This window comes from Pseudoxanthomonas suwonensis (assembly GCF_000972865.1).
In the GTDB taxonomy this organism is placed as follows: Bacteria; Pseudomonadota; Gammaproteobacteria; order Xanthomonadales; family Xanthomonadaceae; genus Pseudoxanthomonas; species Pseudoxanthomonas suwonensis_B.
This window is the reverse complement of sequence record NZ_CP011144.1, coordinates 2194508-2220405: the sequence shown is the minus strand read 5'-3', so window position 1 is coordinate 2220405 and position 25898 is coordinate 2194508. Positions and strand designations below refer to the sequence as shown.

Here is a 25898-nt window from a genome sequence, read left to right as displayed (position 1 = left end):
CTCCCTCATGCCCCCGACGCCCGTGTCGCCCACTGAAGTGGGCTCCTACAAAAGGCGGCGGCGCCGCGGCTGGTGTAGGAGCCGGGTTCAGCCGGCGACACGACGCCGTCGGCCCAGGCGACGCCCGTGATGCCCGTGGATGGGCTCCTGCAGAGGCTGGTGGCGCGTCGGTTCAGTGCGCCTGCTTGCCGTTGCCTCCCGCCATCAGCCGGTCGGTCCAGGCGATGCCGATGGCCGAGAGGATGAACACGACATGGATGATGGTCTGCCACAGCACGCCGGCCTCGGTGTACTTGGTGCCGTCGGTGCCGAGTGTCCCGGCCTCGATGAAGGTCTTGAGCAGGTGGATCGAGGAAATGCCGATGATTGCCATCGCCAGCTTCACCTTCAGCACCGAGGCGTTGACGTGGCTCAGCCACTCCGGCTGGTCGGGGTGGCCCTCCAGGCGCAGGCGCGAGACGAAGGTCTCGTAGCCGCCGACGATCACCATCACCAGCAGGTTGGAGATCATCACCACGTCGATCAGCCCCAGCACGATCAGCATGATCTGCTGCTCGCCCATCGACGGCGCGACCTGGATCAGGTGCCACAGTTCCTTGCCGAACAGGAACACGTACACGCACTGGGCCACGATCAGGCCCAGGTACAGCGGCAGCTGCAGCCAGCGCGAGGCGAAGATCAGGGTGGAGAGCGGGCTCAGGCGCGGCGCGCCGACGGTGTGGGGGTGCGACATTGGATGCTGCGGTGCGGAATGGACGGCGCAGGTTAGCGGCCGCGCGGCGGGCTGCCAAGCGCCCGGTGGGCCGCCAGGCCCGTCCCGGAACGGTGTGATCCATCCCCGGCGCGGCGCCGCGACCTACACTCGCGGCCTCCCCTCCGCAACGCCCCTCCCCAGGAGCCCGCCATGATCGACCTCTACTACTGGCCCACACCCAACGGCCACAAGATCACCCTGTTCCTCGAGGAGGCCGGCCTGCCCTACACGATCAGGCCGGTCGACATCGGCAAGGGCGACCAGTTCCAGCCGGAGTTCCTGACGTTCTCGCCCAACAACAAGATGCCGGCGATCATCGACCACGCCCCGGCCGACGGCGGCGGGCCGCTGAGCGTGTTCGAGTCCGGCGCCATCCTGCTGTACCTGGCCAACAAGACCGGCCGTTTCTTCGGCGCCGATGTGCGGCAGAAGGTCGAGGTCAACCAGTGGCTGATGTGGCAGATGGCCGGCCTGGGGCCGATGACCGGCCAGTACGGCCACTTCGCCGTCTATGCGCCCGAGCCCATCCCCTATGCCATCGACCGCTACACCCGCGAGGTCCAGCGCCTGCTCGGCGTGCTCGACAAGCGCCTGGCCGGCCGCGCCTTCATCGCCGGCAACGACTACACCATCGCCGACATGGCCGCCTGGCCGTGGATCAATCCCTACACCAAGGCGCCGCTGGACCTGGAGCCGTACCCGGAATTGCGCCGCTGGCACGCCGCCATCGCCGCGCGCCCGGCCACCCAGCGCGCCTACGCCCTTGCCGCGCAGGTCAACCCGAATGCGGGCAAGCCGTTGAGCGAGGAAGAGCGCAAGCAGCTGTTTGGGCGTTGAGTTTCATTAAGGCGCCTGTCGTGCGGCGACACGGGTCGGAACCGTGGGGTGTCGCCTGTGCCGACGGCGTCGTGTCGCCGGCTGAACCCGGCTCCTACAACAGCCGCAGTGCGGCGGCTCTTCTGTAGGAGCTCACTTCAGTGGGCGACACGGGCGTCGGTACCACGAAAGAGTCGCCTGTACCGATGTGGTGTGTCTCCGGCAGGACCGGCTTGCACAGATACGCATCCTCGCACCGGGACGCTCCGCCGCGAGCCACCGTCACCGCATGCGAGTCGCCTAGACCGCCTGCCGCACCGCCTCGGGCACCGGTGCCGGCGCGTAGCTGCGCATGTAGTCCATGTGCAACGGCATCTGCCGCACCGTGTGCAGCACGTTGTGGCGGATGTCGCCCAGGAACCGCGCCAGGTCGGCCTGGCTCATCACGTCGGCGGTCGGGTGGTAGCGCTTCGGCTCGATGCCCTGCCCCAGCATCACCTGGACCCAGGAATTCACCCCGAACAGCTCGCCGGGCACATTGAACACCTCGCCGGTCTCGCGGAACAGCTCGATCCTGTGCCGCAGCGTGTCCGGGATGCGCATCTCCGCGATCTCCTGCCAGTACGGCGAATCGCGCCGGTCGCTGATGTGGTAGTGCATCACCACGAAGTCGCGCACGTGCTGCAGTTCCTCGTTGAGCCGGGCGTTGTACTCGTCGATCGCCGGCTGGGTGATCGCGTGCGGGAAGGCCTGCAGCAGGCGCACGATTCCGCGCTGGATCAGGTGGATCGTGGTCGACTCCAGCGGCTCGATGAAGCTGCCGGCCAGGCCTAGGGCCACACAGTTCTTCACCCAGCACTGCTGGCGCTGGCCTGGCTGGAAACGCACCGGCCACGGCTGCTTGATCACCTCGCCCTCGATGCTGCCGAGGAACTCCGCGCGCGCCTCGTCGTCGCCCATGTGGCGGCTGGAATAGACGATGCCGTTGCCGACCCGGTGCTGCAGCGGGATCCGCCACTGCCAGCCCGCCTTTCCGGCGATCGCGCGGGTGTAGGGCACCGCGTCGCGCACCGCGGTGGTCTGGGTGGCCAATGCACTGTCGTTGAACAGCCACTGCGACCAGTCGGTGTAGCCCACGCCCAGGGTCTTGCCGATCAGCAGCGCGCGGAAGCCGGTGCAGTCGATGAACAGGTCGCCCTCGACCACCTCGCCGCGCTCCAGTTTCAGCGCCGAGATGCAGCCCTCGCCGTCGGTGACGACGTCCACGATCTTGCCCTCGACCCGCTTGCAGCCATAGCGCTCGCTGAAACCGCGCAGGTAGCGCGCGTACAGCGCCGCGTCCATGTGATAGGCGTAATTGACGTGGTAGCGCGGCAGGTGCGAGAAGCGGTCCTGCAGGCTGGCCTGAAGCTCGATGCAGTAGTCGCTGTACTCGCTGGCCAGGCCCTCCTTGCGCCCGCGCAGCCAGAAGTTCTGGAAGCCGGCCGACCAGTGGTCCTTGCCGCTGATGCCGAAGGAGTGGATGTAGCGGTGGCCCACGTCCTTCCAGTTCTCGAAGGAGATGCCCAGCTTGACCGTGCCCTGCACCGCGGCCATGTACTCCTGCTCCTTGATGTCGAGCAGGCGGTGGAAGGTGACCAGGGTCGGGATGGTGGCCTCGCCGACACCGACCGTGCCGATCTCCTCCGACTCGACCAGGACGATGTCCAGCACCTTGCCCAGGGTCTTGGACAATGCCGCGGCGGCCATCCAGCCGGCGGTGCCTCCGCCGGCGATGACGACGCGCTTGACGGGACGGGGACTGATTGCCTGGTCGGGATTGTTCATGTCGGTCGTACTCAACGGTTGAGGCGCTTGAGGAGCAGCGCGCGCAGGTGGCGGGCGCGCGCCTCGTCCAGCGGCGCGAGCGCGCGACGCGCGGGTTCGGGGATGTGGCCGGCGACGGCGGCCTCGTCGTAGTCGAACACGTAGTGGTCGAACACGTCCTTCCAGATCGCACGCTCGACCGGCGGCAGGTCGCGCACGCACATGATCGCCAGCATCAGCGCGTTCATCGGCGTATCCATCCACGCCGGCGACTGCCGCCACCAGTAGTTGACCAGCACGTTGAACGCGTCCAGTCCCTCCATGTGGTGCCACCACATGCTCGGGATGAACACCGCATCGCCCGGTTCCAGCACCGCGCCGCGCGCATGGCGCAGGGCCTCGGCGAACCTGGGGAAACGCGCGTGGTCGGGCGCGTGGAAATCGACCAGGCTGACCGCCTGGCCGGCGGGGGTATGGTCCAGCGGGCCGATGTACAGGTTCTCCAGCTGGTCCGGCGGGAACAGGGTCACCCGGCGGCGGCCGGCGACCACGCAGGCCAGGTTGTCCGGCACGTCCTGGTGGGCGGGAATGCGGCTGCGGTTGCCGATCCAGATGCTGGCCAGCGGATCGCGGCCGCCCAGGGCCAGGTCGTTCTCGGCGCGGAAGCCGGGCAGGAAGGTGTCGATCGTGGTCGATGCGAGGTAGATCGACGGCGGCGCCGGGTCGTCCAGGTACTTGCATAGGGTGTCCAGCACCACCGCCAGCGGCACCTGCTCGCGGCGGAAGTTGAAGCCGCTGAGATCCTCGTCGTAGAACACGCGGCCGCCGGCCGGCGGCGGCGCGACGGTGGCCGCCACCGGCATGCCGCCGTGATCGAAGCGCTTGAGGTAGTCGATCGCCGCCGGCGCCGATTCGCGCGCAGCACCGACCATCGGCCACTGCGCCGCCAGGCTGCGCAGGACCAGCGGCTCGGGCGAGCGCAGGACTTCGTCCGGCAGCGACCGTGGATCGAGGCCGGAGAGCTCGCGGATGGGCTCAGCGACCGGCTGCACGGCGGCGGTTCGTCCGCTCGATCAGGTCGCGGAAGCGCGACAGCGAGGCCAGCACCATGTAGACGGGCAGCAGGTGCCCGTCGCGCGCCAGTCGCTCCAGCGCCGCACCGTCCAGTGCCTGCAGCCGCGCCTCGTCGATGGTGTGGAAGCCAGCCAGGCGGTTGTGCGAGCCGTCGTCAAGCTGGACGTCCAGGACGAAGGACTCCAGCAACTGGTGGCGCAGCAGCGCCTCGATGAAAGCCGGCGTGGCCAGGATGCCGTCGTGCAGCGCCGACAGGACGGACTTGATCCGCTCCAGGAACTCGGTGTTGCCGCCGAAGTCGAGGAACAGCGCCTCGCCGGCGCCGCTGCGCACGCGCGGGTGGTCCAGGTCGACGTGGATCACGCGTTCTCCGCCGGAGATCCCGATCAGGAACGGCTGCCGCTGCACCGACAGCGGGATGTAGGATGCGTCCCAGCGCTCGCCTTCCAGGAACAGGTTCGTACCCTCCTGCAGGCCCAACAGCGCCAGCGGATGGAAGCCGCCGGACGCGTCGCGATGGAACACGATCGGGTAGTGCGCCTGGACGTTGCGGAACTCGTCCGGGAAGGTCGGCGCGTACATCACCTCGTCGCCGAGCCCGACCCCGTGGCGAGTATCCACCCGCAGGTCGCGGTGGTCCACGTTGTTCAGCAGGACGTTGTTGCTCATCTGGCTCTTTGCAGTTGCCGGGGCGGGACGCCGCGTCCTGCGGCATCGTGCCCGATCTTCCGGCCCGGCGGAAGCGAGCGCGGAGGAAGAAGGAAGGCGCCGCCGGCGCGCCGGCGGCGCTTCCGGCCGCGCGATGTGGGAGGCATCGCGCGGCCCGAGGCCAGGGGCGTCAGAACCGGTAGCGCACCCCGAACATGTAGCGCGGCCCGGTCTGGGTGGCGAACCGCACCATGTTCTCGTGACGGGCGTGGATGCGCTGCGTCTCGTCGGTGAGGTTGATGCCTTCCAGGCTCAGCGTGAGGTTCTCCATCACCTCGTAGCTGATGATCGCGTCGAGCTGGCCATAGGCTTCTGTCCAGTTCGGGTTGGGCGGGGTGCCGCCACCGCCGATGCCGTTGAGGAACTCGTCGCGCCAGTTGTAGGCCGCACGGACCTGCCACTTGTTCTTGTCGTAGAACGCCACGACGTTGGCCGAGTCGCTCAGGCCCACCATCGGGTACTGGGTGCCCAGGTTGGTGTTGTCGAAGGTCAGGCCCGAGTCCACCTTGGTGTAGTTCGCCGCCAGGCCGAAGCCGGACTCGCCGAACACGTGCTGGATGTTGATCTCGAAGCCATCCAGGTGGTCCGAGCGCTGGTTGGCCGGCGTGGTGATGTCGAACCCGGCGATCGGATCGCCCGGCTGGCCGACGATGCTGCCGGTCAGCTGGCCGGCCGAGTTGGTGCCGGTCACGGTCACGCCCGGCGAACCGGCGAAGTTGGTGAAGATGTAGTCGCGGATGCAGGGCATGTCCGTCGACGCGCAGCCGCCGGCGATCGCCGCGTTCCAGTACGCGCCGCCCACTGGGGTGTGCAGCTCGAACGGGGTCTCGCGCACGATCGTGTCGCTGATGAAGTTCTTGATGTTCTTGCGGAAGTAGCCGATCGAGGCGTAGCTGGATTCGCCGTAGTACCACTCCAGCGACAGGTCGAAGTTGCGCGACAGCAGCGGCTCCAGGGCAGGGTTGCCGCGGCTGCCGTCGCCGCCGTCCACGCGCACGATGTTGGCCAGGCGCTGGCCGCCCTGGATCTGCTGCCAGCCCGGTCGGCCGATGGTCTCGCTGTAGCTGCTGCGCAGGACCAGCTCGTCGGTGATGTGCAGGGCCAGGTCCAGGTTTGGCAGGAAGTAGTCGTAGTCGCCTTCCAGTTCGGTGAAGCCCTGGCCGGGCTCGTAGGTCACGTACAGCTCGTTGGCCGCATCCCAGGAAATGCCGTTGGCGATGCGTACCAGCGCCGAGGAGTCGACGTCGGTTTTCTCGTAGCGCACGCCTACGGCCACGTCCAGCGGCATCGACCAGTCGAAGCTGGTGGTGTACTGCAGGTAGGCGCTCCTGGACTTCTCCGTGGTGCGCAGGTCGTCGGTGAACTCGGTCGGCATCTCGTAGCATTCGGCGCACCCGGTCACGGCGATGGCCGCCTGGCGCAGGCGCTCGAAGTCGAACACCAGGAAGTCGTCGGTCCAGTTCGGGTTGCCGCTGTTGCCGAAGCTCTTGAAGTATCGCGACATCCTGTCGGCGTGCCAGATGCTGTCGTCGTAGTCGGCCGGGCTGCCGACGCCACCCCAGTTGTCGCGCTGCATCACCGCCGCGGCGGTGCGGTTGTTGACCTCGGTGGCGGCCACGCCGAAATCCAGGCCCGAGTAGTCGCCGAACTGGAAGCGGCCGCCGGCCTGGAACTGCTCGACGTCGGACCGGTTGTAGCTGTTCTGGAACACCGAGCCGGTGACCAGCGCATCGGCGGCCTGCACCGCGCTCATGCCCGGGGGCAGCAGGACATTGACGATCGGGATCTCGCCGCTGTAGTCGACCGTGGTGTTGCCGCGGACGAAGGCGGCCACGCCGAGCACGCCGGCCGAGCCGAGGTGGCTGTCGGGGCGGGATTCGGCCTTGGAGTTGTGGTAGTCGAACTGCAGCTTCAGCGCGTCGCTGAGCTCCCATTCCACGTTGAAGCCTAGGGAGTCGCCGCTGTTCTTGGTCGCCAGCTGCATGCCACCCATCGACAGGTCGGAGCCGACCATGTCCTCGGAGTAGATGATCGGCGCGGCCACCGGACCGTCGGTCCAGGAACTGTCGCCGGGCCCCTGGGTGAACCATACCGACAGCTCGCTGCGCTGCTGCTGGACCTTGTTCTCCATGTAGGCGTAGTCCAGCGTGGCGGTGACGTTGTCGGTCGGCGCCCACTGCAGGGTCAGCTGGCCGTTGGTGCGCTGGCGCTGCACGCCGTTGACGCTGTAGCCGGTGTTCTGCGGGCGCGCGTAGATGTTGTCCGGCGTGGGGATGTTGGTGATGCGATCGGAGTACGACTCGCCCGGCTGCGGCAGCCGGTTCCAGCTGTTGGTGTCGTCGCCGGCGAAGGTGATCCAGCCGTCGGCCACGCTGGCCTGGCTGTAGCCCGACTCGCGCTCCTGGTAGCTGCCGCTGAGAGTGATGCCGAACCGGCCGTCGGCATAGGTGTTGCTGAAGATGCCGGAAAGTTCCGGGGTGACGATCGCGCTCGGGAAGCTCTGCGGCAGGTTGCGCGCGGATCGGTCGTGGACCGTCTTGAAGCCGATGCTGGCAAGCGGCTCGCCGATCTCCAGCGGGCGCGCGGTCTTGACGTTGAGTGTGGCGCCGATGCCGCCGGTGGGCAGTTCGGCGCGGCCGGTCTTGTGCACCTCGATCGCCGAGATCGCCTCGGCGGCGATGTTGGCGAAGTCGAAGGAGCGCGAGTTGGAGGTGCCGCCGCCACCCGGGCCCAGGTTGGAGGCCGGCATCTGGCGGCCATTGAGCAGGACCAGGTTGAAGTCGGGACCGACGCCGCGGACGGTGACCCTGGAGCCTTCGCCGCTGGACGTGCGGTCGATCGACACGCCGCTGATGCGCTGCAGCGCCTCGGCCAGGTTGGTGTCGGGGAACTTGCCGATGTCCTCGGCGACGATGCCGTCGACGATGCCCTGCGCGTCGCGCTTGAGGTTCATCGACGAAGTGAGGCTGGCGCGGATGCCGGTCACCACCACCGTGTCCAGTTCGGTGGGGTCCGCATCGGCATTGGCGTTGGCGATCTGCTCCTGGGCGAGCGCCTGGGTCGCCGGCGCCATCGCCAGCAGCAGGGCGGACGCGAGCAGCCGCTTCTTTGGCAAGGCTTGCACGTGCTTCATGGATCTTCCCTCCCGGAATCACACGAATCGATTTGAGTTGTGGCCAGCACCTGCCCCCGGACAGTGGTGCCGACGCGGCGGATTAGGGCGCCGCTTGACAGCGTTGTCAAACTGGCCGCGCAAGTACCCCAAAAACACCGGAGAAAGTGCAAAAACTGCGGTAATCCGATGTTGCGCAGCAACAGAGACCAGCGCTGTCATGCGCAGGATTCACCCCTGAGGACAACGTTGTGTTAGCGCTAACTCTTTGATGTGGAATGCGAATTTCTTCGCCCGCCCCTCAAGCCACTCCCGCTCCTGTGCGGCTGAGGTTTGGCCCCGCGCCGATCGCCGCCATGGATGGCCGCCGAGTCGCCTACGGAGACGCCCCGCCGTGGCCGCAGTCGGGCCACGGCGGGGCAGCATCCGCTTACCGGAAGTTGTAGCTGGCACGCACGCCGTAGAAGCGCGGCATGGAGACGGGACCGCGGACCAGCCCGTCGCCGCCGCCCGCCCAGTAGAACTCGGTCGTGTCGGTGGCGTTGTTGACGAAGGCCTCGACGCTCCACCGGTCGGCTGGCGCGATGTACTTGACGCCGAGGTAGACGTTGGTGTTCGACGGCCGCTTGTCGCTGAACGCATCGGGCGTCGCCGTGGCGAACAGGTCTTCGTGCTTGTCGGTGTTGAAGATGGTGAAGTAGGACGATGACCGGTAATTCGCCGTGATCCAGGGCAGGATCGTGGCGCCGGAATTCAGGTCGAAGGCATGGCTGTAGCTGACGCTGGCCGTGAACTTCGGCGAAGACGGCAGTTCGTTGCCCTTGAGGTTGGCCCTGATCTGCTCGTTCTCCGGATCCACCGATGCGCCGTGGTCGATCTCGAACAGATCGGTGGCGCCGAAGCCCCACTGCTGGATGAAGTCGCTGACGATCTCGGTATCCAGGTAGGTGAAGTAGCCGCTCAGCCGGCCTCCCTGGCTGACTGCCCAGTCGAACTCCACTTCCAGGCCCTTGATCTTGGCCTTGCCGATGTTGTCGGTCTGGAAGACGGTGAACTCGTTGGCCTCGACCTCGTCGGTCTCGACCCCGTTGTCATCCCGCGCGAAGGAATAGGTGACGAACAGCGGCCTGGCGGTGGCGATCTGCATGTCGCGGTAGTCGCTGTAGAACACCGTGGCCATGAGGCGCAGCCGGTTGTCGAGCAGGGTCGACTTTATGCCCAGCTCGAAGGTGGTGACTTCTTCGGGGTCGTAGGTGTTCTCATGCAGTTGCCTGATGATGCGGTTGCCATCGGCATCCAGCGGATACTCGGTGGTCAGCGGATCCTGCTCGTACTGCACCACCACGTCGCCGATGCCGCCGGCCTTGATGCCGTTGGCCACGTAGCCGAAGACCATGCTGCGGTCGGTCAGCTCGTAGTCGAGGCCGGCGCGCCACAGGTTGTAGCTCCATTCGCCCTTGATGTCGTTGTTGGTGACCGGGGTGAAGATGGCAGGATTCCAGAAGTAGTCGCCCGGCAGCTGCACGAAGGCATCGCGATCCCATGCGGGATAGCAGCGGCCGCCGTGCAGGTCCGGATCGAGCAGGTTCGGGTTGGAGTCGTTGCAGTCCATGTTGCGGCCGCCGACGTCTTCCTTGGCGTCCCTGGTATGGCGATAGCCCAGCGTCAGGTGCAGGCCCTCGGTCATCTCATAGGTGCCCTGGGCGAAGATCGCCTGCGACGAGAGGGTGCGGTCCGGCTGGTTCCAGTAGCTGGCGCTGGCCATGGAGTTCATCCAGCCGCCCTGCATGTCGTTGTTCTCTTCGAAATAGAACACGCCCGTGATCCACTGCAGGCGGTTGTCGCCGGTGGATTGCAGCTGCAGTTCGTGCGACTGGGAACGGAAGTCCGCCTTGCGGAAGAAGATCGACATGTCCCAGTCGGTCACGCCGCGGTCCATGTCCGACATCTGCGAGCGGACCTGCTTGGCCCAACCGGCGTTGTAGACCAGTGCCAGGTAGTCGCTGAAGTCCCAGCGCATGTTGGAACGGACGGTGTCGATGCTCAGGTCCAGCATGCCGGGAACGCTGACCAGCACGGTGTAGGAGTCGGCACCCGGGCCGTAGGCGTTCTCGCAACCCTGCAGCGGCGCCGGCTCGCCGTCCTGCAGGAAGACGCGCTTGTTGGCCTTGCTGCAGTCGATGGTGTCGGCGCTGCCGGCGCTGGAGTCCTGGAACTTTTCGTAGGACAGCATCCAGGAGAAGTCCGCCGAGGGTTCCCACAGGCCGGCGATGCGGAAGGCGTACTGGTCGGCGTTGTTGTAGAAACTGCCGGGGTGCGCCTTGACCACATCCTGCAGCCCGTCCTGGCCACCGGCCCACCAGCGCTGGCGCTGCACCAGGTTGCGCTCTTCCGGCGTGCCGGAGTAGGCGGGGGCATTGCGCACGGACTCCGGCAGGTAGCGGGTATCCCACTGGTTGGGGTCGTAGTAGCCGTTCAAATAGGAGTCGCGCTGCTCGGTGATGAAGGAGCCTCGCAGGGCAAAGGTGTCGGACACGGGGATATTGACCATGCCGCGCATCTGCTGGTGGTTCCACCGACCCACTTCCATGCCGACGCTGGCTTCGAAGGCCGAGGCGTCGGGGCGGCGGGAAATGATATTCACGTTGCCCACGGTGGAATTGCGGCCGAACAGGGTGCCCTGCGGGCCGCGCTGGGCCTCCACCCGCTCCACGTCGAACATCAGGGCCATGGCGCCCTGCGGCCGTGGCGAGTAGATGCCGTCCAGGTGCAGTCCGACCGCCGGATCGCCCAGTTCGGTGATGTTGGTCGAGCGCACGCCGCGCATGGAGATCACCGGAGCCGCCTGGGACGAGTCGAAGGCGATATCCATGTTGGGCACCAGCGTGAAGATGTCCTTGACGTTGGTAATGCCCTGACGATCCAGTTCTTCCTGGCCGAATACGGTGATGGAGATCGGCGTCTCCATCAGGTTGGTCTCGCGCTTGGTGGCCGTCACGATGATCTGGTCGAGCGTCGTGGGCTGTGTCTCACCGCTGGCGCCTTGCGCCCCGTCGGGCGTGGCGGGGCTGGCGTCGGCGGTCGGTGCCGGCTGGTCCTGCGCGACCGCATAGGTCGCCGGCGCCAGCGCCAGCAGCAGCGCAGACGCGAGCAGCCGCTTCTTTGGCAAGGCTTGCACGTGCTTCATGGATCTTTCCCTCCCGGAATCACACGAATTGATTTGAGTTATGGCCAACACCCGTCTCCCGGACAGGGCGCCGACGCGGCGGATTAGGAGTTCCGCCTGACAGCGTTGTCAAATTGACCGGCCAAACAGGGAAGTGAATCCAGAAAAAAACGCCAAATTGCCGTTTTTTCATGCTGCGCAGCAGCAGGGACCAGCGCTGTCATGCGCTGGTGGACGCTGGGCGCGGGCGTCCAGGCAGTCCGTATCTCGTTGAATTTGAATACCAATTCTCATTCCAGACTCGAATGCGCCAGTCTGGCACCTCACCGCACCAGCCTTCACACGTTGGAAGCGATGCCTCCAGAACGGCGCTGCGCCGCACAATCCATAAGGCGCCACTAACTTTCACAAAAACGATGATCGCTGAATTTATTCGCATTTGATTGCATATCGTGGCGTATTCCTGAACTGGGCCTCACTTATTCCGACAACGCTGTCATGTCGCAGGACAGCATCAGACAGCGGATGAGACACCACCTGGACATTAGAAGACCGCCGTTGGCCCGTTCGGCCGACCGGGCGCGCGCCCTACAATCCGGCGCTGGTCCACACCCGCCCACCGGAACACCGCATGCGCCTCGCCCTACCGGTCCTGCTGATGACGATGCTCGCCGCCGCCCCGCTCCACGCCGCCAAACTCACCCTGGAGGCGATCACCGGCCCGGCGCCGCTGTCCGGCCCGACCCTGATGAAGCCGCAGGTCGCACCCGACGGTTCGCGGGTGACGTTCCTGCGCGGCAAGGACAGTGACCGCAACCGCCTGGACCTGTGGGAGTACCACATCGCCAGCGGCCAGACCCGGCTGCTGGTCGATTCCAGCGTGGTGCTGCCGGGCGCCGAAACGCTCAGCGACGAGGAGAAGGCGCGGCGCGAGCGCCAGCGCATCGCCGCCTACTCCGGCATCGTCGACTACCAGTGGGCGCCGGACGGCCGCGCGCTGCTGTTTCCGCTCGGTGGCGAGCTCTACTTCTACGACCTGGATCGCGGCGGCGCCGACGCGGTGCGCCGCCTCACCAGCGGCCGCGGCTTCGCCACCGACCCGCGGATCTCGCCCAGGGGCGGCTACGCCAGCTTCGTCCGCGGCCGCAACCTGTGGGTGATCGACCTGGCCAGCGGCAAGGAAGCGCAGCTGACCTTCGACGGCAGCGACACCATCGGCAACGGCGTGGCCGAGTTCGTCGCCGACGAGGAGATGGACCGCCACACCGGCTACTGGTGGGCGCCGGACGACAGCGCGATCGCCTTCGCCCGCATCGACGAATCACCGGTGCCGGTACAGAAGCGCTACGAGGTCTACGCCGACCGCACCGAGGTGATCGAGCAGCGCTATCCGGCCGCCGGCGACCGCAACGTGCTGGTGCAGCTGGGCGTCGTCGCGCCGAAGGCCGGTGCGAAGCCGCAATGGATCGACCTCGGTCCGGAGCAGGACATCTACCTGGCCCGCGTCGACTGGCGCGATCCGCAGCGCCTGACCTTCCAGCGCCAGTCGCGCGACCAGAGGACCCTCGAACTGGTCGAGACCACCCTGGCCACCGGCGCGCAGCGCATCCTGGCCACCGAGACCTCCAAGACCTGGGTGCCGCTGCACAACAGCCTGCGCTTCCTGCCCGACGGCCGCTTCCTGTGGTCGTCCGAGCGCAGCGGCTTCCAGCACCTGTACCTGGCCTCCGAGGACGGCGCCACGCTCGCGCCGCTGACCTCCGGCGACTGGGGGGTGGACGAGGTGCTGGCACTGGACCCGAAGGCCGGCTACGTATGGTTCGCCGGCACCAGGGACTCCGCGCTGGAGAAACATGTCTACCGCGTGCCGCTGGCCGGCGGCGCGGTGGAGAAGCTGTCGCAACAGGCCGGCATCCACGCCGCCAGCTTCGCGCGCAACGCCAGCGTCTACGTCGACAGCTGGTCCGCGCCGGGCACGCCGCCGCAGATCGAGCTGTTCGGCAACGACGGCACCCGACTGGCCACGCTGCTGCGCAACGACCTGGACGACCCGTCGCATCCCTACGCGCAGTACCGCGACGCGCAGCGCCCGGTCGAGTTCGGCACGATCACCGCGGCCGACGGCACCACGCCCCTGCACTACAGCCTGATCAAGCCCGAAGGCTTCGATCCGGCGAAGCGGCACCCGGTCGTGGTCTTCGTCTATGGCGGCCCGGCCGCGCAGACCGTGACCCGCGCCTGGCCGTCGCGCAGCGATGCGCTGTTCAACCAGTACCTGGCGCAGCAGGGCTACGTGGTGTTCTCGCTGGACAACCGCGGCACCCCGCGCCGTGGCCGCGATTTCGGCGGTGCGCTGTACGGCCGGCAGGGCACGGTGGAAGTGGACGACCAACTGCGTGGAGTCGAGTGGCTGAAGTCGCAACCGTGGGTCGACCCGGCGCGGATCGGCGTGCACGGCTGGTCCAACGGCGGCTACATGACCCTGATGCTGCTGGCCCGCACCGACGCCTACGCCTGCGGCGTGGCCGGCGCGCCGGTCAGCGACTGGGCCCTGTACGACACCCACTACACCGAGCGCTACATGGACCTGCCGGCGGCCAACCCCGACGGCTACCGCGACGCGCGCGTGCTCACCCATGTCGACGGCCTGGTCGGCGAAGGCGCGCCGAAGCTGCTGCTGGTCCATGGCATGGCCGACGACAACGTGCTGTTCACCAATTCCACCGCGGTGATGGCGGCGCTGCAGCAGCGCGGGCAGCCGTTCGAGCTGATGGCCTATCCGGGCGCCAAGCACGGACTGGCGGGCAAGGATGCGCTGCACCGGTACCGGCTGGCGGAGGATTTCTTCGCGCGGTGTCTGCAACCGGGGCGTTGAGCTGCGGGGGACAGCGTCGACGCGGGCGGCCGTTCGCTACCGGCCGCGACGCCCTATGCCTTGTAGGAGCCGGGTTCAGCCGGCGACACGACGCCGGCGGCACAGGCGACGCCCCCGGCATTCCGACGCCCGCATCGCCAGCAAGCCGGGCTCCTGCAGGAACGCGACGCGGCCGTTGTAGGAGCCGGGCTTGCCCGCGACGCGATGCCGTCGGCACAGACGCCCTCGTGGTTCCGACGCTCGTGTCGCCGACTGAAGTCAGCTCCTACAGAAGAGCGGTGCGGCGCTGCCGTTGTAGGAGCCGGGTTCAGCCGGCGACACGACGCCGTCGGCACAGGCGACGCCCTCGGCACTCCGACGCCCATGTCGCCAGCAAGCTGGGCTCCTACAACGGCGTGGTCGACGGTGCTGGCGACGGCTGCTGCTGCGCGCCCGGCGGCACCCAGATCGCCATGGCCGCCGCCTTCTTCTGGCTGGTCGGGATGCCGATGCCGACACCGCCATAGGAACTGCGGCCCCAGCTGCCGGCGCCGACCGACATGCTCGCCGGCGAGCCGGCCGTGCCGACGCCGATCAGCACGATGCCGTTGGCGCCCAAGGCCGCAGCCTCGCGCTTGAGCCGTTCGACGGCCGAGTCGGTCTGGCCCTGGGTGCCGAAGCCGATCGCGCTGGAGGCTTCCAGCTGGGCCACGTCCAGCGAGCCGGGTGGCGGCACGGAATAGACCTGGACCTGCGCCGGATCGATCGGCGGGCGGGCCTGGCCGATCATCACCTTGGACGACCCGGCGCAGCCGGACAGGAACAGGACAGCGGTCACGATGGCGATCTGCAGGCGCATGGCGGTCCCCGACGGTTAGGCGATGGATTGTGACCGCATCATCCGCCGACCGGTGTGAATCGGCCGCAAATCCCGTCCGGCGGCCCGTAGCGGTCGGTGAACCGGTCAGGCCCGCCGCAGGCCGGGCGTATCATGGCCGCCTGCGTCCTGCGGAGTTCCCGATGAGCTTCCCCCACGTCCGCCTGCGGCGCATGCGCCGCGACGACTTCTCCCGCCGGCTCGTGCGCGAGCACGTGCTGAGCGCCGACGATCTGATCTACCCGGTGTTCGTCCACGACCTGCCCGGCCGCGCCACGGTGCCGTCGATGCCGGGCGTGGAGCGGCTGTCGATCGATGCGCTGCTGGCGGTGGCCGAACAGGCGGCGGAACTGAAAGTGCCGGCACTGGCGCTGTTCCCGGTGACCCCGGCCGAGGCCAAGTCGCTGGACGCCGAGGCGGCCTGGGCCGAGGACGGCCTGGCCCAGCGCGCGGTGCGCGCGCTGAAGGCGCGCTTCCCGCAGCTGGGCGTGATCACCGACGTCGCCCTGGATCCGTTCACCACCCACGGCCAGGACGGGATCCTCGACGAGAGCGGCTACGTGGCCAACGACGTCACCGTGCACGCGCTGGTCAAGCAGGCGCTGTCGCACGCGCGCGCCGGCGCCGACGTGGTCGCGCCCAGCGACATGATGGACGGCCGCATCGGCGCGATCCGCGAGGCGCTGGAGGCCGAGGGCTTCGTCAACACCAAGATCATGGCCTACTCGGCCAAGTACGCCTCGGCCTTCTACGGCCCATTCCGCGACGCGGTCGGCAGCGCCGGCAACCTGGGCAAGGGCGGCAAGCACACCTACCAGATGGACCCGGCCAACGGCGACGAGGCGCTGCGCGAGGTCGAGCTGGACATCGCCGAGGGCGCGGACATGGTCATGGTCAAGCCCGGCCTGCCCTACCTGGACGTGGTGCGGCGGGTGAAGGACGCGTTCGGCGTGCCGACCTTCGCCTACCAGGTCAGCGGCGAGTACGCGATGCTCAAGGCCGCCGCGGCCAACGGCTGGCTCGACGAGAAAGCCTGCGCGCTGGAGGCGCTGCTGGCGTTCAAGCGCGCCGGCGCCGACGGCGTGCTGAGCTACTTCGCGCTGGACGCGGCGCGCTGGCTGCGCGAGGGCTGAGCGCGCTCAGCCGCCCGCGGGCCGGCAGCCGTCCTGGCCGCGGACCCGCGGCAGCACGATGCGGTAGAGATCGGTCCGCCCCGCCTTCGGCGCGCGCGCCGAACCGGTGACGGTGCCTTCGGCCGGGCGCGACGGATCGGCGACCGGGGCGCGGGTGTAGCCGTCTTCGGTGTTGAAGGACAGCGTCCATGGCAACGCGCCGGCATAGGCATGGCCGTCGCAGGCGGCCACGTACAGCCGGGCCGTGCCCGCCGCCTCGTCGCCGCGCGAGAACAGCAGCGCGCGGCCGCCGTCCAGCCAGGCCGCGTCGATCTCGTCGGCGGCGGTGTTGACGCCCGGCACCGCCACGGGCGCCGCGTCTCCCTCCAGGGTCGCCAGGTAGAGGTCGTGGCCGCCGGCACCGCCCGCACGGTCGCTGGCGAACGACAGCATGCGGCCGTCGGCCAATGGCGTCGGCGAGCGCTCGTCGGCGAGCGTGTTGATGCCGTCGCGCAGCCGCTGCGGCTCGCCCCAGCCGCCATCGGCAAGCACCGCGACCCGGTACAGGTCGCGCCCGCCGGCGCCGCCGGGGCGGTCGGACACGAAGTACAGCCAGCGCCCGTCGGCGCCGAACATCGGCTCGGCCTCCCCGGCCGCGGTGTTGAACGGCAGCGGCTGCGGATCGAGCCAGCGCCCATCCTCGTTGCGCGCCTGCCACAGGTCGCCGCCGCCGGGACCGCCGGCGCGGTCGCTGCCCCAGACCATGCGCCGGCCGTCGGGGGACACGCTGCCACGCAATTCGGCGTCGCGGGTGGACACGGTCCAGATGCCCTCGATGCCGTATTCGGCCAGCTGCGCCAGCGCCGGGCCGCAGAGTAGACTGCAAGCGAAGGCGACGCCCAGTGCACGCTTCATGGCGGTCGCTCCCGGCCAGATCCCTACCCGCGGATTCATACCACGCCATGTCCATCGCCCGATACGCCGTCTTCGGCCACCCGATCGTCCAGTCGCTGTCGCCCCGCATCCACGCCGCCTTCGCCCGGCAGTGCGGCATCGCCCTGGAATACACCGCCATCGACGCACCGGCGCAGGATTTCGCCGCCGAGCTAGAACGGTTCGCCGGTGCCGGCGGGCGCGGCGCCAACGTCACCGCACCGCTGAAGGAGGCCGCGTTCGCGCTGTGCGCGCAGACCAGCAGCCGGGCGCGGCGCGCCGGCGCGGTCAATACGCTGACCCGCAACGACGGCCAGTGGCACGGCGACAACACCGACGGCGCCGGCCTGGTGCGCGACCTCACCGGCCGCCACGGCCTGGACCTGCGCGCGCGCCGCGCGTTGCTGGTCGGCGCCGGCGGCGCCGCGCGCGGGGTGGCGCCGGCGCTGCTGGACGCGGGCATCGGCGAACTGGTGCTGGTCAACCGCACGCCCGAACGCGCCGACGCGCTGGCCGACGCGCTCGGTGAGCCCGGCCGCGCGCATTCGCGCTACTGGAAGGACCTGCGCGACCTCGGCGACTTCGAGCTGATCGTCAACGCCACCTCGGCCGGGCGCGACCCGGACGCCGCCTTCAGCGCGCCGCTGTCGCTGGTCAACAGCCGCACCCTGGCGGTGGACCTGAACTACGGCGAGGTCGCGATCCCGTTCCTGGCCTGGGCGCGCTCGGCCGGTTGCCACAACGTGGTCGACGGCCTGGGCATGCTGGTCGAGCAGGCTGCCGAGGCCTTCGAGCAGTGGCACGGCGTGCGCCCGCAGACCGATGCGGTCTACACCGCGCTGCGCGAGCGCGAGGACGCGCTGGTGACCGCGGATTGAGCCGGATGTCCCTGGACTTGCGGCGCCGGGCCGCCGCGGCCACGCCGCGTTTCCCGCTTTCCTCCCGCTGCCGCGTCGTCGCATTGCTGACGCTGGCCCTGTTGGCGCCGGTTGCGCAGGCCGATGACACTTCGCGTCCGCGCGCACGCGACATCGGCATCGTCGTCGGTACCCTGTCGCCGGGCCCGCACAACGCGATCACCGATGTGACCGGCGTCGGCGTCGGCCATGCCACGCTGGCGCAGGGAACCCGCTTCAACACCGGCGTCACCGCCATCGTCCCGCACCGCGGCAACCCGTACCTGGAACGCGTGCCGGCGGCGATCGTGGTCGGCAACGGCTTCGGCAAGCTGCTCGGCGTCACCCAGGTGCAGGAGCTGGGCGAACTGGAAACGCCGGTGCTGCTGACCGGCACGCTCGGCGTGTGGAACGCGGCCGACGCGCTGGCCGCCCGGCTGCTGGCGCAGCCGGGCATGGAGCAGGTGCGCTCGATCAATCCGGTCGTCGGCGAGACCAACGACGGTTACCTCAGCGACATCCGCGCCCGTCCCGTCGGCCCGGCCCAGGTCGAACAGGCGCTGACCCGGCTGTCGTACGGCGAAGTCGAGGAAGGCGCGGTCGGTGCCGGCGCCGGCACCGTCGCCTTCGGCTGGAAGGGCGGCATCGGCACCAGCTCGCGCGCGCTGCCGGCCGCGCAGGGCGGCTGGACGGTGGGGGTGCTGGTGCAGAGCAACTATGGCGGCCACCTGACCGTGGCCGGTGTGCCGGTGTGGAAGACGCTGCCCGATCCGGCCGCGGTGGCGCGCGCGCAGGTGCCGGCGCCGTCGGGCGGCGACGGCAGCATCATGATCGTCGTCGCCACCGACGCGCCGCTGGATCCGTCGGCCTTGCGCCGGCTGGCCAGCCGCGCCCTGGTCGGCCTGGCCCGTACCGGCTCGGACATGTCGCACGGCTCGGGCGACTACGTGATCGCGTTCTCCACCGCCGAGTCGAACCGGCGCCGTCCCGGCGTGGCGGTGCAGCCGGCCGCCAGCGTCGCCGGCGACGGCATGACGTCGCTGTTCCAGGCCGTGGCCGAGGCGACCGAGGAAGCGATCCTCAACTCGATGCTGCGCGCGCGGACCGTGCACGGGCACCGCGGTACCGCGCCGGCGTTGCCGCTGGAGCCGCTGCTGCAGGCGCTGGACGCGGCCGGTGCGCTGACGGCGCCGGCGACTACCTCCACGCACCCGTAGAAGACTCGCCGTCGTCCCGGCGCATGCCGTGACCCAATGCCTTTGCTGTTGCTTCGAGCGAAGCCACGACATCAATGCCGCGAGGCCGCCGTGCCCTGGGGGTCTGGCGCAAGCAGCACAGGGATGTGCTGCGTTCGCGACTCGGAGGCAGGGCGCCGGAGTGGAGCGATGCGCCAGACCCCAGGGCGCGGCGGCCCCTTCCGAAGCGCAACACCTCGCCATCAGAGGCGGAAGTCGCTGGGTCCCGGCGTGCGCCGGGACGACGGGGATATTCAGATGTCCGGGCGCCGGAACGCCGCGGCGCTGCTCAGGCCGGGCGCCGGTACACCGCCGCGTTGATGCAGGCGAACACGCTGACCACGAACCAGCCGAACGGCAGCAGCGACAGCGTGAGCAGCCAGGTGATCGCAAAGGCAATACACGCCGAGATGAACCACAGGATCGCCGACAGCAGCCGGCCCTGGATCAGCTGGCCCAGCCCCGGCACGACGAAACTGCACAGCGCCGCGATCACGTTGCCGGTCGAACCCTGTCCCGTTGCCATCTGCCGCTCCGCCGATCTGGATGAGAGGCCTACAGGCTACAACAGTCCGTCACGCTTGACCGCCAGGTAGCGCTCGACCAGCGCGGCAGGCAAATCGGCGGGAGCCACGTCCAGGACCATCACCCCGTGCTGGCGCAGCGCATCGTGCGCGGCGGCGCGCTGCTGCAGGTAGTGCGCGACCGCGCCGGCGTCGATCGCGTCGTCCAGGCTGTCCACCTCCGCCTGCAGCGACGCGTCCAGGACCTGCTCGCGCAGGCTGGCCACGCACACCAGGTGCCGGCGCTGCAGCAGGCGCACCGCGGACAGCAGTTCCTCGCTGTCCTCGTCGCGCACGTTGGTCGCCAGCATCAGCAGCGCGCGCCGCGGCTGGCGCCTGGCCAGCTCCCCGGCCAGGGCCAGGTAGTCGGTGGCCACCGGCTCGGGCTGCAGGTCATAGCTGGCGCGCAGCAGCGCATCCAGCGCGCCCATGCCGCGCTTGGGCGGCACCCAGCGCGCCGGCCCGCCGGCCGCCATCAGCCCGACCGCATCGCCCTGGCGCAGGCCCAGCCAGCCGACCACCAGCGCAGCGTTGAGCGCGTGGTCGAAGTGCGACAGCCCGCCCTCGCTGGCGAGCATGCGCCGGCCGGTGTCGACCACCAGCAGCAGCTGCTGGTTGCGCTCTTCCTGGTACTCGCGCGAGACCAGCTTGCGCGCGCGGGCGGTGGCCTTCCAGTCGATCCGGCGCAGGCTGTCGCCGACGCGGTACTCGCGCATCTGCTGGAAATCGGTGCCTTCGCCGCGGCGGCGGCGCAGGTGCGCGCCGACCAGCCGCGAGGCCTGTTCGGCGCTGAGCAGCGCCAGCCGCGCCAGCGGCGCGAAATCGGGATAGACCCGCACCTGCCGCGGCGCGCCGGCCAGCCGCGACTGCGTCCACAGCCGCCACGGCGAGCGCAGGCGCAGCTGGGTGCCGGGGAACTCGGCCAGCCCGCGCGCGGCGGCGGTGAGCCGGTAGCGCAGCAGCGTCGCCTCGCCGGGCCGCACCCGCAGCCGCTGCGGCAGGCCCTCGACCGGCCAGCCGACCGGATGCAGGTCGAACACCTCCAGCCATTGCCGGCGCGCGGTGGTGATGCGCAGTTCGACCTCGCGGCCGTGGCCCACCGGCAGCGCCTCGGGCAGCACGCGCTCGACCTCCGGGGTCGGCCGGTGCCGCAGCCGCAGCGCGTCGAGCAGCGCGACCGCCGCCAGCGCCGCGGCCGACCCGGTCCAGGCCACCATCGGCACGCGACCGGCCAGCACCAGCGCACCGACCACCGCCCACGCGGCCAGCAGCACCAGCAGCGCCGGCGCCGGTCTCATCCGCGCACCCGGGGCGCGATCGCAGACGTTGCATCGCTCACTGGCGCGGCGCCTCCACCCGCGCCAGCAGGCCTTGCAGCACGTCGTCCACCGACTGCCCGTCGATCTGCAGTTCCGGCGCCAGCATGATCCGGTGCCGCAGCGCCGGCAGCGCGATCGCGCGCACATCGTCGGGCGTGGCGAAGTCGCGGCCGCCGAGCACCGCCTGCGCGCGCGCGGCGCGGACCAGGGCGATGCTGCCGCGCGGACCGGCGCCCAGCGCGATCCCGGGCGACTTGCGCGTGGCCGCCGCGATCCGCACCGCGTAGTCGAGCACCGCCGGGTCCACCGCCACCTGCGCGGTGCCCTGCTGCATGCCCAGCACCTCGGCGGCGCCGGCCACGCGCCGCACCTGCGACAGGTCGAAGTCGCCGCCGCTGCGCCCGGAGGTGGTCGCCTCGACCAGCCGCTTCTCCTCCTCCAGCTTCGGGTAGCCGATCAGCACCTTGAGCAGGAACCGGTCCAGCTGCGCCTCCGGCAGCGGATAGGTGCCTTCCTGCTCGACCGGGTTCTGCGTGGCCAGGGCCATGAACGGCGGCGCCAGCGCGAACGAGCGGCCCTCGATCGTCACCTGCCCTTCCTGCATCACCTCCAGCAGCGCCGACTGGGTCTTGGCCGGGGCGCGGTTGATCTCGTCGGCCAGCAGCAGGTGGGTGAACACCGGGCCGCGGCGGATCTTGAAGCTCTCGGTCTTCGGGTCGTAGACCGCGTGGCCGCTGACGTCGCTGGGCATCAGGTCGGGTGTGAACTGCACCCGTGCCCAGTCCAGTTCCAGCGCCTGGCCCAGCGCGCGCACCAACAGGGTCTTGCCCAGCCCGGGCACGCCCTCGACCAGCACGTGGCCGCCGGCCAGCAGCGCGACCAGGACCTGGTCCAGGGCCTCGTCCTGGCCGATGAAGGCCTTGGCCACTTCGCTGCGGACGGCCTCCACGCGCTCGCACAGCGCCGGGCCGGTGAGTGGACGCGGGTCCGGGGTCGTGGCGGTCTCGTTCATAGCCGGTTCCTCATCTGGATCAGGGTGCGCACGCGCGCGAAATAGGTATGGCGGTCCTGCACGCCGCTGCGGGTCAGCGCCTCGCGGACCAGGTAGTGCGGCAGCTGCAGGCGCTCGGCCAGCGCCTGCACCCGCGCTTCGCCGGCCAGCGCGGCGGTGGCCGGGTCGCGCCGGCGCAGCCGCGCCAGGAACGCCTCGCGCACCGCGTCGTACAGCAGCGGTGCCTGGCCGTGGCGGAACAGCAGCGCGCCGCCGGCACGCACGTGCTCGCGCAGCGAACGGCGCGCGGTCGCCGGCGACGGCAGCCACGGCCCGAAGCGCTGTGCGCGCCGCCACAGCCAGCCGGCCAGCAGCAATGCCAGCGGCAGCCACAGCGGCCAGCCGTGCCGGACCAGCCGCCACCAGAGCGAATCCAGGCGGGCGTCGTGGACCAGGTGCACCGTCCCGCGGCCGTAGCGCGGTGCCAGCAGCTGCCGGGCCAGGGCCTGGTGCGTGGCCTCGTCCAGCCGCGAATTGGCGAGGAAATCGAAATCGGCGAGCAGGTCGACGACGCCGCGGCCGTGGGCCAGGCGGACGAACGCATACCCGTCCTGCGCATCGCCCCAGGCGCGCAGCGGCGACACGCCCTCCAGCCGCATGCGCCAGCCGTCGCACAGTTCCACGTGCGGTTCCTCGTCGCGCACCTGCAGCTCGACGCAGCCGGGCGGCAGCAGCTCGCGCACGCCGAGCCGGTGCAGCAACGGCGGCACGTCGGCCTCGTCTTCCCCGTCGAACCAGCCCTGCCGCGGCGTGCGCAGCAGCAGGTGGCCGCCGCGGGCAACCCAGTCGAGCAGCGCCTCGACCTCGCCGGCGCGCAGGCGCGCCGGGTCGGTGTCGAACAGCACGGTGTCGTCCGTCGCCGACGCGAACAGCGCCGGCTGCAGCCGCTGCCGGGTCACCGCCTCCACCCCATCGCCACGCAGGGTCTCGCGCAGCGCGTACAGCGGGTTCCAGACCGCCTCGCCGGCGGGCGGCAGCGGCACCTGGCGCTCGACCCGCTCGTGGGTGTGCAGGAACCAGGCCACCGCCGCGGCCACCAGCGCAGCCGCCGCCAGCGCCAGCACCGTGCCCAGCAGCCACTTCTGCGCGGCCGGCCTCATCGGCTCCATCCCCATTGCACGCGCGCCGCGTCCAGCAGTGACTCGAACTCGTCCTGCTCCGGCAGGCGGCCAGCGTAGGCGGCGTACTGCCACACCCGCACCACGCCCGCGAACAGTTCGCGCGCGGCGTCCAGCGGCAACCGGCGCGCCGCGCGCAGGCATTGCGCCTCGGTCGCACCGGGTGGCAGTTCGACCCCGGCCTGCAGGCTCATCGCCTCGACGCTGCCGCGGTACAGCAGCGCCAGCGCGTCGCGCTGGCGGCCGTCCTGCCAGAGCCGGCGCGCGACGCTGGCGATGTCGTCGGGCAGCGGCTCGGGTTCCGCCAGCACGACGGTCGCCACCGGCGTCGGCACCGTGCGCCTGCGCCGCAGCGAACCGCGCAGCCACGGCAGCCAGCGCGGCGCGGTCAGCACGACCGCCAGCAGCAGCACGCCGGCCAGGATCCACAGGCCCCACTCGGCGAGCAGCGACAGCAGCGCGGCCAAGGCCGACAGGTCCGGGCCTGGCCTGCGCTGGGGCCGCTCCTTGGCCTTCGGCTTCCATTCCACCAGCGTGCGCTCGCCGCCCAGCGGCGGATCGCGGTAGGCGCGCGCGGCCGCCTCGCGGAAACCGGCATCGTCGGCCAGCCGGGGACCGAACACCTGCTCCAGCGTCGCCGGCTCCGCATCGTCGCCTGGCTCCTGGGCGTACGCCGACCACGGCAGCAGCAGCGTGCACGCCAGCAGCGCCACCGCCAGCGGCGCGGCCGCCTGCGCGAGCAGCCGTTCGCGCAGGCGCCGGAACGCCAGTTCCACGTCCCAGGCCTCGGTCTCGGTGCGCCGGTTGAGGTACAGGCCGAAGCCGGCGGCCGTGTAGAACGGCCCGATCACCGACATCGCCAGCCAGAAGGCCAGGTTGAAGCCCAGCAGCAGCCACGGTGGCGGGCCGCCGTACAGCAGCGCCCAGAACGAGCGCAGCGACGCGGGCAGCAGCTCGGCCGGAACGGCGACGAACACCGCCGCCACCGCACCCAGCGCCAGCGCCAGCTCGAACAGCCAGCAGGTCCAGGTCAGCAGCGCCGCCTGCGCATACGCCGGCCCGCCGACCACGCGCCGGCGCATCCAGCGCTGCGTCCCGGCAGTACCTTCGAGCACGTCCACCGGCAGCAGCAGCGAGCGCGCCGGCGACAGGCGCCGCCACAGCAGGTAGCCCGGCATCGCGCCGCGGCCGAACGCCACCTGCGCGCGCAGCGTCTCCCACGCCGGCGGCGTGCGCCCGAACACCCCGCGCGAAAGCACGTACAGCGGGATCCGCTCGAACAGCGGCTTGAGCCACCACATCAGCACCATCGCCAGCCACAGCCGGTCCAGCATCCAGGCCGCGGCGTTGAGCAGCGCGAACACCGGCAGCGTGGCCAGCAGCCACGGCTGCCAGACCGCGCCGGCGTGGCGGCGCAGCAGCGCGGTGCCCAGTTCCATCGCTTCCCACGACGAGCGCGGGCGCAGGGCCACGTCCAGGTCCTCAGGCCTCATCGTCGCCCTCCGCGGCCGCAGTGCCGTGTCCGCCGCGCCACAGCCAGCCCAGCACGCCGGCCCACAACAGCGCCGAGACCGCGTACTTGAGCCAGGCCGGGATCGACTGGGTCGAGGACCAGAACGCTTCCACGAACGCAGCCAGCAGCAGCATCACCGCCACCCCCAGGCACAGCCGCGCGCCGATGCGGCCGGCATGCACCAGCGCATCGCGGCGCCGGCGCCGTCCCGGTGCGACCAGGCCCAGGCCCAGACGCAGGCCGGCGCCGCCGGCGATCACGATCGCGGTCAGCTCCAGCGGCGCATGGCCGGCGACGAAGCGCCAGAACGGATCGCCGTGCCCGATCGCCTGCAGGTGCCCGGCCACCGCGCCGATGTTCACGCCGTTGGCGATCAGCACCAGGATCGTGCCGACCCCGGCCAGCAGGCCGCCGGCGAAGGTGCGCAGGCCGATGCTGATGTTGTTCATCACGTAGTGGCCGAACATCTGCCAGTCGCTGCCGCTGTCGCGGCCCAGCGCGTTGCGCGGGTCGGACGGGTCGTACATGGCCTCCATCCGTGCGATCTGGGCCGGGTCGAGCAGCTGGTGGATCAACTCCGGGCGGAACTGCAGCAACACGAACAGTCCCACCAGCGGCACCGCGAACAGCAGCAGCGAAGCAGCCATGCAACCGGCCTGGCTGCGCACCAGCTGCGGGAAACCAGCGACCAGGAACTCGGCGGCGCGGCGCCAGCGCGGCGGCGGCGCGCGGTACAGCACCGCGTGGCCGCGCTGCATCAGCCCCTGCAGCCGCTCCAGCAGCGGCGTGCTGTAGCCGCGCCGGCGCGCCAGCGCCAGCTGCTGGCACAACCGGCGGTAGCGCGCCGGGACCTCGCCGTCGTCCAGGCCCACCGGCGCGTCGCCGGGGCGCCGGGCGCGGACGCGCTCGCCGCACGCCTGCAGCCACAGCTCGAAGGCGTCCCACTCGGCCTGGTGGCGGGCCACGAACTGCTCCTGCCTCATCCGCGCCC

19 protein-coding genes are annotated in these 25898 nt (G+C 70.1%); 5 read left to right on the top strand and 14 right to left on the bottom strand.

Features of this window, described 5'->3' with window-relative positions; translation table 11 throughout:
* Window positions 1-172: 172 nt before the first annotated feature.
* Complete coding sequence (locus tag WQ53_RS09205; RefSeq protein WP_052631894.1) at window positions 173-733, bottom strand: TIGR00645 family protein; 561 nt, start codon at window positions 731-733, stop codon at window positions 173-175.
* 171 nt (window positions 734-904) lie between these two features.
* On the opposite strand from WQ53_RS09205, the gene WQ53_RS09200 reads away from it, so the two are divergent.
* Entirely contained in the window at window positions 905-1591 is a 687-nt protein-coding gene (locus tag WQ53_RS09200) for a glutathione S-transferase C-terminal domain-containing protein (protein WP_052631893.1), read from the top strand.
* A gap of 279 nt (window positions 1592-1870) precedes the next feature.
* Here WQ53_RS09200 and WQ53_RS09195 read toward each other — a convergent pair whose 3' ends face one another.
* The 5 genes from WQ53_RS09195 to WQ53_RS09175 form a co-directional block, all read right to left on the bottom strand.
* A complete protein-coding gene (locus WQ53_RS09195; protein ID WP_052631892.1) occupies window positions 1871-3397 on the bottom strand; it encodes a tryptophan halogenase family protein in 1527 nt (508 codons plus the stop codon).
* Between the two features lie 11 nt (window positions 3398-3408).
* Entirely contained in the window at window positions 3409-4428 is a 1020-nt protein-coding gene (locus WQ53_RS09190; protein ID WP_052631891.1) for a cupin-like domain-containing protein, read from the bottom strand.
* Window positions 4412-5119 carry a SapC family protein gene (locus WQ53_RS09185; protein WP_052631890.1) on the bottom strand — a complete coding sequence of 236 codons (708 nt, stop codon included), beginning with the start codon at window positions 5117-5119 and terminating at the stop codon, window positions 4412-4414. Before WQ53_RS09185 ends, WQ53_RS09190 begins: the two co-directional genes overlap by 17 nt.
* Window positions 5120-5288: 169 nt before the next feature.
* Window positions 5289-8291: a TonB-dependent receptor gene (locus WQ53_RS09180; RefSeq protein WP_052631889.1), complete on the bottom strand. Its 3003-nt coding sequence runs from the start codon at window positions 8289-8291 to the stop codon at window positions 5289-5291.
* Between the two features lie 409 nt (window positions 8292-8700).
* On the bottom strand, window positions 8701-11457 hold the full coding sequence (locus WQ53_RS09175; protein ID WP_082112936.1) for a TonB-dependent receptor: 2757 nt from the start codon (window positions 11455-11457) through the stop codon (window positions 8701-8703).
* A gap of 643 nt (window positions 11458-12100) precedes the next feature.
* Here WQ53_RS09175 and WQ53_RS09170 point away from each other — a divergent pair.
* Window positions 12101-14311 carry a S9 family peptidase gene (locus tag WQ53_RS09170; RefSeq protein ID WP_144409423.1) on the top strand — a complete coding sequence of 737 codons (2211 nt, stop codon included), beginning with the start codon at window positions 12101-12103 and terminating at the stop codon, window positions 14309-14311.
* Between the two features lie 385 nt (window positions 14312-14696).
* On the opposite strand, the gene WQ53_RS09165 is transcribed toward WQ53_RS09170, so the two are convergent.
* Entirely contained in the window at window positions 14697-15149 is a 453-nt protein-coding gene (locus WQ53_RS09165) for a hypothetical protein (protein WP_052631887.1), read from the bottom strand.
* 161 nt (window positions 15150-15310) lie between these two features.
* Here WQ53_RS09165 and hemB point away from each other — a divergent pair, with 161 nt between their 5' ends.
* A complete protein-coding gene (gene hemB, locus WQ53_RS09160; RefSeq protein WP_052631886.1) occupies window positions 15311-16300 on the top strand; it encodes a porphobilinogen synthase in 990 nt (329 codons plus the stop codon).
* A gap of 6 nt (window positions 16301-16306) precedes the next feature.
* Here hemB and WQ53_RS09155 read toward each other — a convergent pair whose 3' ends face one another.
* Complete coding sequence (locus WQ53_RS09155) at window positions 16307-17194, bottom strand: TolB family protein (RefSeq protein ID WP_052631885.1); 888 nt, start codon at window positions 17192-17194, stop codon at window positions 16307-16309.
* Between the two features lie 47 nt (window positions 17195-17241).
* Between WQ53_RS09155 and aroE the strand changes: the two genes are divergently transcribed.
* Window positions 17242-18090, top strand: a complete 849-nt coding sequence (aroE, locus tag WQ53_RS09150; protein WP_052631884.1) for a shikimate dehydrogenase — start codon at window positions 17242-17244, stop codon at window positions 18088-18090.
* Between the two features lie 5 nt (window positions 18091-18095).
* Window positions 18096-19325 carry a P1 family peptidase gene (locus WQ53_RS09145; RefSeq protein ID WP_082112935.1) on the top strand — a complete coding sequence of 410 codons (1230 nt, stop codon included), beginning with the start codon at window positions 18096-18098 and terminating at the stop codon, window positions 19323-19325.
* 307 nt (window positions 19326-19632) lie between these two features.
* Here WQ53_RS09145 and WQ53_RS09140 read toward each other — a convergent pair whose 3' ends face one another.
* Genes WQ53_RS09140 through WQ53_RS09115 form a run of 6 tightly spaced genes read right to left on the bottom strand, consistent with a single transcriptional unit; the run spans window position 19633 to window position 25890 of the window.
* Complete coding sequence (locus WQ53_RS09140) at window positions 19633-19869, bottom strand: hypothetical protein (RefSeq protein WP_052631883.1); 237 nt, start codon at window positions 19867-19869, stop codon at window positions 19633-19635.
* Window positions 19870-19905: 36 nt separating this feature from the next.
* Complete coding sequence (locus WQ53_RS09135) at window positions 19906-21204, bottom strand: DUF58 domain-containing protein (protein ID WP_052631882.1); 1299 nt, start codon at window positions 21202-21204, stop codon at window positions 19906-19908.
* Between the two features lie 37 nt (window positions 21205-21241).
* Window positions 21242-22237, bottom strand: a complete 996-nt coding sequence (locus WQ53_RS09130; RefSeq protein WP_052631881.1) for an AAA family ATPase — start codon at window positions 22235-22237, stop codon at window positions 21242-21244.
* Window positions 22234-23376, bottom strand: a complete 1143-nt coding sequence (locus WQ53_RS09125) for a DUF4350 domain-containing protein (protein ID WP_082113126.1) — start codon at window positions 23374-23376, stop codon at window positions 22234-22236. Before WQ53_RS09125 ends, WQ53_RS09130 begins: the two co-directional genes overlap by 4 nt.
* Window positions 23373-24887, bottom strand: a complete 1515-nt coding sequence (locus WQ53_RS09120) for a DUF4129 domain-containing protein (protein WP_052631879.1) — start codon at window positions 24885-24887, stop codon at window positions 23373-23375. The genes WQ53_RS09125 and WQ53_RS09120 overlap by 4 nt, the downstream gene beginning before the upstream one ends.
* Entirely contained in the window at window positions 24877-25890 is a 1014-nt protein-coding gene (locus WQ53_RS09115) for a stage II sporulation protein M (RefSeq protein ID WP_052631878.1), read from the bottom strand. Before WQ53_RS09115 ends, WQ53_RS09120 begins: the two co-directional genes overlap by 11 nt.
* Window positions 25891-25898 lie beyond the last annotated feature (8 nt).